The following is an 8220-nucleotide window of genomic DNA, read 5'->3' on the forward strand; positions in this document are numbered from 1 at the left end:
TCCTTAAATTTTATAATATTAACAAAAACCGGTAACTTTTATCTGCAGACTTTCCGTTCCCTGATAGCAGTTTATATCCGGATAATAAGTCATATGCATACGGATTCCGGGTACATGTCTGCCTGACAGCAGACCTTCTGCTTTTACATTGCCATATTTCTGCGCAACAGACAACTCTAAATTTTTTGGATCTCCAAAATATACGCCCTCTATTCGGCTTCCATGCTGGCTTAACAGATTCATTTTTACCACATTTTGATCCTTCCCCAGAATCCGCAGCGAACAGATTTCCAGATTATGATCTGCAAATACCGGTTTTTCATTACTTTTTCCAAAAGGCTCTAACTGCTCTAGCTGCAGAATCAGCTTTTTTGTTATGTAGTCTACAGGCATCGGCACATCAATCACTATTTTGGGAATCAGATCTTCCTTTGAAAGCTTGGCATTGCGGTTCAGACACTGCCGCAGCAGTTCTATATTCTCTTCCGGCAGAGAAAACCCTGCAGCCATGGGGTGTCCGCCAAATCCTGTGAACAGCTCCCTGCACTTATTCAGTTCTTCATACATGGAATAACACTCAATGGAACGCCCGGAGCCTTTGGCCCCCTGCTCTCCTCTGGTAATTACAAGCGCCGGTCTGTGATAGGCTTCTCTTAACCGGCCTGCCACAATTCCTGCAAGACTTTCGTGGCAGTCCGGCAGAAAAACAACTAACACTTTATCATCCTGCATATGCTTTTTTTGGATTTCCCCCCTGGCTTCTTCCACAGCCAGCACCGTCATATCCTTTCGCTCTTCATTGAGCGCCGTCAGCTCTGAGGCCAGTTTTGCCGCTTCAATTTCATCTTCACACAAAAGCAGCTTTAAAGAACGCCTGGCCGTATCAAGGCGGCCGCTGGCATTTAAACAGGGCCCGATCTTAAATCCGATATGATAGGCTTTGATGGACCCAAACGTCAGCTTATTTTGTAAAATCAACGCCTTCATCCCCGGATTTGACGTATGATTCAGCATTTCAAGCCCCAGTTTCACAAGGATTCTGTTTTCATCCTGAAGATCCATCACATCCCCCACTGTGGCAAATCCCGCATTTTCGATAAATATATCTGCTTCTGCCGGGTTAATGCCGGACACTTCATATAATACCTGTACAAATTTATATGCCACAGATGCACCGCACAGACCTTTAAAGGGATATCTGCATTCCTGCTGTTTTGGATTTACCACCGCATCCGCTTCTGTGGACAGATATACTATGGCTCCGTCTTCTTCCCGGTAGGGAATATCATGGTGATCCGTCACCACCACTGTCATCCCCAGCTGTTTTGCCATATGAATGGGTTCAATAGCTGAAATACCGTTGTCGCAGGTTAAAATTGTATCAATTCCCTGCTCCTCTGCCTGAGTAATCAGGTGCTCATTGATGCCGTACCCGTCTTTCATCCGGTCCGGTATCACAATATCCACCCGGGCGCCGCACCGCCTTAGTGCTTTCAGCAAAATATAGGATGCCTGCACACCGTCGATATCATAATCTCCGATAATCCTTATTTTTTTCCCGCTGTTTATTTTATTCCTGATGATTTTTGCGGCTTTTACCACATCCTTCATCAGATGGGGATCATAAAGATCCTCCTTCCTGCCATTTAGATAATACCAGATCTGCTCTGTCTGAGTCAGATTCCGGTTTCGGATGACCCGGGCTATTACCGGATCAATGCCAAATTCCTTTCCGATAGCCTGAAAATCCGCATGTTTTCCTGCTACCACCCATTTTTCTTCCATCAATCGTAATTCACTTCCCACAAAGTCAGTCCCTGGGAGGGCATTTTCATTCCTGCTCTCTGACGGTCCTTTGACTTTAGTATTTCTGTCATTTCTTCTGCACTGCGCATTCCGCTTCCTGTCTCCACCAGCGTTCCGGTGAGAATCCGGACCATATTCTGTAAAAAACCGCTGCCGGTAAACGAAAGTCTTACCTCCGGCCCCAGCTGCTCAATTTGGATACTGTATATTGTCCGCACAGTAGATTTTTTCATTTTGGGGTTTCCGCAAAACGCTGCAAAATCATGTTCCCCGCACAAAACTTCTGCCGCCTGCCTCATGGCCTCTATATTTAAAGGCTCTGCCATCTGCCAGACATACCGGCGTTCAAATACATTTGGAATTTGAGAATTCCAGATACGGTATACATATGTTTTCCTGCATACATTTAAACGGCTGTGGAAACGTTCAGAGGCCTCCTGCGCCCGAAGTACTGCAATATCTTCCGGGAGATATTCATTTAACATCTCTGCCAGATCCCCAAAATTTCCGCCAAACCGCTCTGCTTCTTCTTTTTTCAGGTGGAAATTAGCTACCTGGCATCTGGCATGCACTCCGGCATCGGTTCTGCCAGAGCCGTAAATCTCAATATCCCGTCCAAACTGCCTGGACAATATCTTTTCCAGTTTTCCCTGAATGGTCTGATCTGTCAGCTTCTGCCTCTGCCATCCCCGATAACGGGTTCCTTCGTACTGTATATATAATTTTATGTTCATAGTCTTTCCTTATCTTTGCTCCAGTGCGCACCGGCACACAAAATGTGTGCTTATGCTGCAGGGGTGTTTGGAGAACTTTCCCAATAACATAAACGGAGGAAAATGCTTCGCTCTTCAAATCATTTTCCCCCGTTCATTAAATTTTTACTGCCTTTGCTATTCCCTGTACCCAGTAGGGAATACCGTTATTTCTCTTGGCCGCTGTCAGATTCCGTATTGTTATCAGAATCTGAATCGCTGCTTGTATCCGCATAAGTAACCTTCGCGTTCTCGGCAGCTTCCGGAAGCGCCTTATAATATTCCGCATAGTTTAAGATCAGATAATCTTTTCCGCCGCACTGTTTTATAAAATCAGACTCAGACATGCTGTACTGCTGAGCATAGTACTGCACAAAAGAAATAAATTCGCTGGATGGCACCTTACATTTAAGTTCTCTTACAAGCTCTTCCAAAACCAGCTCTTCCTTTACACTGGATTCCAGCTCTGTCTTCAGCGTCTTTTCATACTCATCCACAGACTGTCCGTACATGTTCTTAATATAATCCTCCAGCTCCATTCCGTACTGTGTGCAGCTCTCTTCATAAGAATCCATCGTCTGCTGTACCCGCTCTTCAACCAGGCCGTCCGGAATCTTAATTTCTGATTTTCCAACCAGCTTTTCAAGAAATGCTTTCTGTACCGCCACATCTCTCTGGTTTTCCAGGCTGTCCTTCATTCTGTCCTTGAATGCTTTCACTGTGCTGAGACCATAGGTTGTTGAGAAATTTTCTTTTACATAATCATCTGTAAGATGATCATAATCCATAGTTTCGGCATTGTAAACTTTATTGATTTTTACTTTAAATACAGAATCTTTTCCTGCCAGATCTTTATTTGCAGAATAGTCATCCGGGAATTTCAGATTAAGGGTAACTTCCTCGCCGGCTTTATGTCCCACAAGTCCGTCTTCAAATCCGTCAATAAAGCTGCCGGAGCCTAACGTCAGGTCAGCCCCTTCTGCGCTTCCGCCGTCAAACTCTTTTCCGTCAACGGTTCCTGTATAATCAATATTAACTTTGGAGCCGTCTTCTGCTTTGCCGTCCGTCTCCACATAATTGGGGTACTGGGCCAGTGTAGTATTGGCTGCCGTCTTTACATTCTCATCTGTTACTTCCAAAGACTTGTCTACTTCTACCGCAATGTCCTTATAATCTCCAAGCTTTACATAATCCTGAACATCATAGTCCGTACTTTTCAACATATCCTTTGCTTTATAATTTGTAGGTTCATTTTCAAGAGAATAGGCTTCTGAACTTGAACTGTTCGTCTCATCCTCTTTGTTTCCGCATCCGGCAAACACTACGGAAACAGTCATAGCTGCTGCCAGAAGCATAATCAATTTTTTCTTCATTATTTTTGTCCTTTCACTCCATAAATAGCGCTTTTCTATGGATATGCATTTTGACATATCATTATCAAGATATCATAATTTGCCTCAAAAAGGAAGACTCTATTGATTTTTAGGACAAACAATGTTACAATTACTCGAATGTTGAACGAATTAAATAAGGGAGGGTATTGCATTGAGTCCAGCAGTTATTTCATTAATTATAGTTGCTGCTGCCGTTATCGTTGTCTTAATTATTTTCTATTTCCTAGGCAAAAAAATGCAGAGGAAACGCGATGAGCAGCAGGAAACCATAGAGAGCATGAAGCAGACTATATCCATGCTTGTTATTGATAAAAAGAAGCTTCCGCTGAAGGCTTCCGGACTTCCCCAGCAGATGATCGACCAGTCACCCTGGTATCTGCGCAGATCCAAAGTTCCGGTAGTAAAAGCAAAAGTCGGACCAAAAATCATGCTTTTTGTAGCTGAAAACGAAATCTTCGCTGAGATTCCTCTGAAAAAGGAAGTAAAAGCAACCGTCAGCGGTCTTTACATCACCGGAATCCGTGGAATCCGTGGACCAATCGAAAAGCCTGTGAAAAAGCGCGGATTTTTCGCAAGACTTATGGGACAAAAATAAAAAACAAAAAATCGCACTTACGGTATTTGAGGCACCTTTTTTACAAAGGTGCCTCAATGTTTTATATCTTAAAGAAAAGTATTTGTCTATTTATTGGTAAATTAAAGTAAATTTTATATCTAATTTTCGATTATCCGCATAAACACTATACTTTCAAGTATTTTGAAGTATAGAAAAAACTCATTTTACCACGAATTTACCACGATTGAATGAGCCTTGATATGACCTATAAAATAACACCCAAAAGACATCATTACACCTAAATGGTGTCTTTTTAAAAAGCAGTCAATCCTAAAACTAACTGCTTTGTGTATATGGATATGAAATTGTAAACTAGAAGCTGTTTATTTTTTCTTTTTAGGTTTTGGCGTTGGTAGTTCATCATACATCACATCAAATAACCCCGTCAGAAAATCTTTATTATCAACTTCTTCCACCAATAACATTTCTTTGGCGTTTTCGTATGGAATTTCATAAGTAACTGTCGGCATATAAGAAATTGCAGACTTTGTTGGTTTTACAAGTAACCTATCATCATATATACCGCCAACGATTTTTCCACGATAATAAATAATAAATTCTCCCATCATTGCACGATATGTTATTTCTTGTAATTCTGATAATTGTTCTAAAACAAATTGTAAATAATCTTTACTTGAAGCCATTTCCAACCCTCCAATCTTGAATTTTATTATTCCAATGCTTTCTTTAAGTCCAGAACAAATTGCTTTTGTTGTTTTTTCAAATAGGTTTTTACAAAAGGTTTCATAAACCACTTTTTAGGTATCACATTTTCTGTAAAGTCTATTTGTGTTTCATTCCCTTTGTCTATAAAAACACCAATCCAATGACCTTTCATGTTGCTATTCTCCATATCAAATTCCCAGCGTTTATATGGTTCTGCAACGGTAACGGTAAATGTAGTAGCATATCCATTTTTTGTGTATTCAATAAATTGTTTGTCATTTATTATTTCTGTTTTGCTCAAATCACTTCGCCATGAGTTATATTTATCAACAGCTAAAACAATGTTCCAAACTTTTTGAATATCATTACTAATAATTGTATTTATATTTGAAATTGCCACTTTTTCATTTCCCCTTTTCAAACTGGAATTTGTCTTACAACAATTTATATATGCATAAAAAGCAATATATTTATGAAAACACCCTAAATCCAAAATCTACTCAATTCATTTTTCCTTACATAAAATGTTCTCGTATATTTCACTTCCTCACCAAGTGTTTCCCCTATCAAAACTTCAAAATCATTGATATCAAATTCTGGAAAGAATGTATCTCCATCTTCAATATTTAAATCTACTTCTGTGATATACATTTTATCTACTATTTGCAAAGCTTCCTTAAATAGTCCATATCCACCAGATATGTATACATCTCGTCCTTTAGCCAATAATAATGCATCTTCTAATGATTTAACTGAAACTAAATTATCTCCTTGATACTCTGTTGTGGTGGAAACAACAATATTCATTCTATTAGGCAACGGATGACCGATTTCTTCATAAGACTTTCGCCCCATAATAACCACATTACCCGTTGTTAACTCTCTAAATTGCTTTTGTTCTCCCTTTATTTTCCATGGTATATTACCATTCTTGCCTATAACATTATTCTTTGACCTCGCAACAATCAAACCTATCATCTATTTCATCCTCCATAATATGATGTCGTACCTGTGATTCCATCAAGTGCACCACATCTTAACAAACTCAAAATTATCTCGAACTAACCAGCTCGACAAATTCAAGTTTGTCGCTTTCTTCATATCCACATTATATCATTTTCATATCTGCACCACAATAAAATTTTATGCACCGATAATCTTACTGAACAGCTCTAACAAACACCATTTCATCACTCCAATCTGAAATTTAGGTATGAAAAAAGCAGTCAATCCTAAGACTAACTGCTTTGTGTATAGAGATATGAAATTGTGAAATAGAATTTGCCTATTTCAAATCAAAAAGAGAATTTTCATAGTCCTTTACATAGTATCGTATATTTTTACGCCCCTTTTGAATAATGGTATGTCCCTCTGCTTCTAATTTTTCTTTCTGTGCTTCAATACCATTTGGATATTTAGCATTTAATTCTCCGTTTGCTTTTAATGTTCTCCAATAGGGTGTTTCATCTTCGGAACGCTGATAACTCGCCCACGCTACAATAGAAACAAATATACCCGCTGTAATCGGCTCTGTAAAATCTGCACCACTCAATTTTGCAAAGTGTTCTCGTATTTTTCCAACCGTAATCACTTTACCATACGGAACTTTTTTCATTACTTTGTCATAGTCAATCGGGGGAGCAAAATACATTTTGTTTCCACCATATTTCTCAATACTTTTCTGGTCTATGATAATTTGAAATTTTGGCATATCCTTACTATCATGCAACATAGCATTAAAATCTTTTTTATCTTCATTTGCCATTTGTGCCACCTCCTACTTTAAGGATAGTCTGTTTCTTATTTCCATGCAATGAGGCTGTTTGAAAATTATTAACACTTTCAAATTTGTCGCTTTCTTCATATCCATATTATAACAGTTCCATATATCCGCCACAATAAAAATCAGCATACCCTTAGCATTTATGGAACAAAAATGCACACTTTTTCTTTCTTCCTCTTGATTACCCCACAACAGAAAAGAAAAAGCCCTGTCAAGAGCCTTGCCACCATTGGTGGTGCTTTGCACTCTTTACTGGGCTTTTTGTTTGCTGTATCTTCCATGCAAGAGGAAATTAAAGACCTCTGTTCCATTTCGCCTTTAGATAATCTTCATAGTCTGCTTCATTGAAGTCTACTTGTGGAGAAGTGTCGGGAATGTTGTTTCTGTTGTCTATATCCGCAAGCTGACGAAATATCCAATCATCATAAGGGTCATGGTATTTATACTCTTTGGGCTGTTCTCTGTATCGGTCTAACCCTCGCATTTCCTTATGTACTTTTATCATGCGTTCCAGTTTTTGACGCTGTATCAACTGCTTGATTTCCATAAGTTCTTCCAACTCCGTAACCTCATTGGTAATGTAGTTATGGATATACTGTATGAGTTTATATGCCTTGTAAAATGTGCATTCTTTTTCATCATCGAAAAATTCATTTTCAGACAGGTAATCTAAGGAAACATTGAAGTCTTGTTCCCGTTTGATAATATCCATGATATAGGGCTCGGTGTGGTCAATATACTTCCATTCTCCCGACAATAATTCATTGGGTGTTACTCCCAGCACGTCCATTATCTTTTCCAGCGTATCAAAGGTAGGATAATTCACGCCACGTTCAATCTTGGAAAGGCTCTGCATATTGATACCGATTTTGTCCGCAAGTTCCTGTTGTTTCATTCCTCTATGCTTTCTTATGGTCTGTATGTTCTCTCCTAAGAAACTGATTTTCTTTTCGTAATGCTCCATGACTTAGTATAAACACTCCTTTCATTGCTTTTCTTGGTATTTATAAGCATATCATACTTAATATATATCTAAAAGTCAACAAAAACTTCTTGACAAGTAATTCTAATGGCGTTATTATCGTATCAGATAGAGTGATTAAGCACGCTAGGGTCAATCACACGCTTGAGTAAGCATAGAAAAGATGTATTTTCATTTTGATAGCATGAATAAGCATAGACTATCAGACCGAAAATAAGGTT

General features: G+C 39.1%; 9 protein-coding genes. 1 reads left to right on the plus strand and 8 read right to left on the minus strand.

Annotated features, from left to right (window positions below):
* Window positions 1–18: 18 nt before the first annotated feature.
* The 3 genes from recJ to tig form a co-directional block, all read right to left on the minus strand.
* Complete coding sequence (gene recJ, locus OCV88_RS12220; protein ID WP_158425875.1) at window positions 19–1785, minus strand: single-stranded-DNA-specific exonuclease RecJ; 1767 nt, start codon at window positions 1783–1785, stop codon at window positions 19–21.
* Window positions 1785–2540: a tRNA pseudouridine(38-40) synthase TruA gene (gene truA / locus OCV88_RS12225; RefSeq protein ID WP_158425738.1), complete on the minus strand. Its 756-nt coding sequence runs from the start codon at window positions 2538–2540 to the stop codon at window positions 1785–1787. Before truA ends, recJ begins: the two co-directional genes overlap by 1 nt.
* 185 nt (window positions 2541–2725) lie before the next feature.
* Window positions 2726–3931, minus strand: a complete 1206-nt coding sequence (tig, locus tag OCV88_RS12230) for a trigger factor (RefSeq protein WP_262591245.1) — start codon at window positions 3929–3931, stop codon at window positions 2726–2728.
* A 172-nt stretch (window positions 3932–4103) separates the two neighbouring features.
* On the opposite strand from tig, the gene OCV88_RS12235 reads away from it, so the two are divergent.
* Entirely contained in the window at window positions 4104–4547 is a 444-nt protein-coding gene (locus OCV88_RS12235; protein ID WP_158425740.1) for a hypothetical protein, read from the plus strand.
* A 344-nt stretch (window positions 4548–4891) separates the two neighbouring features.
* On the opposite strand, the gene OCV88_RS12240 is transcribed toward OCV88_RS12235, so the two are convergent.
* From OCV88_RS12240 to OCV88_RS12260, 5 genes are all read right to left on the minus strand, one after another.
* A complete protein-coding gene (locus OCV88_RS12240) occupies window positions 4892–5212 on the minus strand; it encodes a TfoX/Sxy family protein (protein WP_004612621.1) in 321 nt (106 codons plus the stop codon).
* Between the two features lie 26 nt (window positions 5213–5238).
* Window positions 5239–5634 (minus strand): SRPBCC family protein, encoded by a 396-nt coding sequence (locus OCV88_RS12245; RefSeq protein WP_010775277.1) that lies wholly within the window; start codon window positions 5632–5634, stop codon window positions 5239–5241.
* Window positions 5635–5717: 83 nt separating this feature from the next.
* The gene (gene dfrF, locus OCV88_RS12250) at window positions 5718–6212 is read right to left on the minus strand and encodes a trimethoprim-resistant dihydrofolate reductase DfrF (RefSeq protein ID WP_002322211.1); all 495 of its coding nucleotides are present in this window, start codon (window positions 6210–6212) and stop codon (window positions 5718–5720) included.
* Window positions 6213–6519: 307 nt separating this feature from the next.
* A complete protein-coding gene (locus OCV88_RS12255; RefSeq protein WP_002322212.1) occupies window positions 6520–6999 on the minus strand; it encodes an MGMT family protein in 480 nt (159 codons plus the stop codon).
* 310 nt (window positions 7000–7309) lie between these two features.
* Window positions 7310–7981 (minus strand): helix-turn-helix domain-containing protein, encoded by a 672-nt coding sequence (locus tag OCV88_RS12260; protein ID WP_002322214.1) that lies wholly within the window; start codon window positions 7979–7981, stop codon window positions 7310–7312.
* Window positions 7982–8220 lie beyond the last annotated feature (239 nt).

The organism is Brotonthovivens ammoniilytica, from assembly GCF_025566885.1.
In the GTDB taxonomy this organism is placed as follows: Bacteria; Bacillota; Clostridia; order Lachnospirales; family Lachnospiraceae; genus Brotonthovivens; species Brotonthovivens ammoniilytica.